Source organism: Photobacterium sp. GB-210 (genome assembly GCF_003026075.1).
GTDB lineage: Bacteria > Pseudomonadota > Gammaproteobacteria > Enterobacterales > Vibrionaceae > Photobacterium.
This window is the reverse complement of the sequence record NZ_PYNU01000046.1, coordinates 1-2,255: the sequence shown is the minus strand read 5'-3', so window position 1 is coordinate 2,255 and position 2,255 is coordinate 1. Positions and strand designations below refer to the sequence as shown.

Below are 2,255 nucleotides of genomic sequence, written 5' to 3'. Positions count from 1 at the left end.
GACATGCTTAAAGAAAAACTGTAAGCCATTGCGATCAATTTTCACGGTACTCCATGAATGTGTTTTGATCAGTTGTGTAAAATACCGTTTCAGGTCGTCGGTAGTTAACGTGTCTGGCGATTTATCCAGTTGATGGGTAATGCGACGTAGAGCACGACTATAAGCATCAATCGTAGCGGGGCGTTTACCTTGCAAGGTAAGATGGGTAAGGTGTTGTTCATAAAGATAATCTGAACGATGTTGCTGTGCTTTATTCATGATAAATACTCCTTTTTTAAAGGTATATTTACCGTAGTCGAGCTTATGGGCTTTCACTCTGCCGCGCAGCGGCTTCGTTCAACAAGCCACTTTATGTAAAACCTGAGGTTGGTAAGAAGCCCTGCTTTTTAGAAGAAAATGAGTTTGTCTCACTTGGCACCTCATCTGCTTTTAAACGTTCGGTCGACGCCATAAAGAACGATAAATCTATAGCTTCTGGCTGTTTCGATGAGTACTTGACCTTATTTTCGGAAAATCTTGAGCGTTTTCGTGTGCATGGCGTAGAGGGTGAAATTGATGACGCGATTGTATCAAACATAGAATCATTTATACCTTCTAGAAACGAGTATGTTCAACTATTGATAGCGCTGGCTCAATACAAACCAGTACCTGAGTTTGCTGAACGAATTCACCGTTTTATTGAAAGCCTAATACCATATATGGATAGGCCAGAGCATATAACTTCCTATAATCGCTGGGAATTCGATAATTATAAATTTATAGTTCACGAGATTTTTCTATATACGCTTGCTGTTTTTCTAAAGTTCGAGCGTTTTGAGCTGGCTGCGCCATTGTTATTGCAGCAGTATTTTGTTGGTGGCCGTTCTGAATATAGTAGAGATACCATGATTGGCTTTCAAAATATCCGGCAGTATATGGAGTCGCTTGAGTATAGGAATCAGCGGTTAGAAACAAGAAGGTTGTCACTACGAGCAGATTTGTTAAAAGAGCGTTGTCATGGAACGGGTTTGGACTTTAGGTTTTTAATGCAAGCTGACTTTGTCGCTTTTATGCGTGCTGAGATATCTGCAAACGATGACTATAGCCGTTGGTGGCCTGAAACACTTCTTTATTTAGGTCATTATGGTAGTTCCTTTGAAATATTTGCTCGCGCAAAGTCCAAAATATACTTTGATCGAGTGAAAACCCTCCTAGGCATTGGGTCACCTAGCGATTTGTCTGAGCTTTTAGAATCTTATAAACAAGACTGCAGCAATCTTCCAAAATGGGAGTTTGAGTCTTTTTGTCCTTCCGCTTTGTTGGGTTATGAAAGCTTAGCTACATTGCCGTAAAGGTATAAGACATCGTTGCTGTCGGACAAATTTACCGCGGAACGCGGCGTTATGCTTTAATTCTGAGATTGTCAAATGTCATTGAATATACATGAAAAATGCAAAGAAAGGTTAGTGGAAGTCATCGCTGATAGTTTAGGAAAAATCGATGTTAAAAACAGGATGTTTGTTGAGCGAATGTCTTGTATTGATTTAGTTAAAGCTGATTCTATTTTACCAAATTCGGGAAATATTAAATCAACGTTACAAAGCTCAATAGGTGAACTTCCGGTCTTTAATTTTATTTTTGAATCTTTGTCTAGAGAGTTAACTGAAAATTTTGGGTACGATTCAAAAACTCCTATATCAAAACTAACAGATATTGATGGCTATCAAGATACTACCGAGGTTTCTAGACGACTAGTTGATGAATTTAATAGTTTACCTTGGCGATATATCTTCAGTATTGAATTGAATAGTGATATGGCGAAGCTATTCCAAGAGAGTCTAGGTAATTTTGATATATCTGAAAGTATGGCTATTCGAAAGTCTGATGACAACTTTTCATTAATTTACCCTCCAATGTCAGGAATTGAAAAGAGAGATGAATCAATTTCTGGTAATGGCTTAGGTTTGCTCTCGATATTCACTGAGCACTCATGGAATGCCTCAGGGGCATTTATTCAAATAAAAAATGATGGTTTTGTTGGACAATATGGCCCTGCTGAAACACATACTCAAGCGATTGAAAAATTAAAATCGTTTTGTGGGTTAGGTATAGCACTTAGGCTTTTTAAGATTAATGCTAAATATCGCTCAACTGTAGTGGTCAACAAATACTAGCCACGGTTTTAGAGGTTAACCAATATAATCGTTCTGATTCATTCGGTGTTAATCCGCCATTATATTGATGTGGTCGTAATTGGCTGTAATAACCAATAATAT

The 2,255-nt window shown here is 38.0% G+C and carries 3 protein-coding genes; 2 read left to right on the top strand and 1 reads right to left on the bottom strand.

The window, feature by feature from the left end:
• Positions 1–258, bottom strand: a 258-nt coding sequence (locus C9J38_RS21415) for a site-specific integrase (protein WP_158259534.1), incomplete at its 3' end; no start/stop codon positions are given.
• 236 nt (positions 259–494) lie between these two features.
• Here C9J38_RS21415 and C9J38_RS21410 point away from each other — a divergent pair.
• Positions 495–1,331 carry a hypothetical protein gene (locus C9J38_RS21410; RefSeq protein WP_233218545.1) on the top strand — a complete coding sequence of 279 codons (837 nt, stop codon included), beginning with the start codon at positions 495–497 and terminating at the stop codon, positions 1,329–1,331.
• A 75-nt stretch (positions 1,332–1,406) separates the two neighbouring features.
• Entirely contained in the window at positions 1,407–2,153 is a 747-nt protein-coding gene (locus tag C9J38_RS21405) for a hypothetical protein (protein WP_199195431.1), read from the top strand.
• Positions 2,154–2,255 lie beyond the last annotated feature (102 nt).

Coding starts and splice junctions, on each gene's coding strand:
- C9J38_RS21405 (WP_199195431.1), top strand. CDS start 1,407: ATGTCATTGAATATACATGAAAAATGCAAAGAAAGGTTAGTGGAAGTC.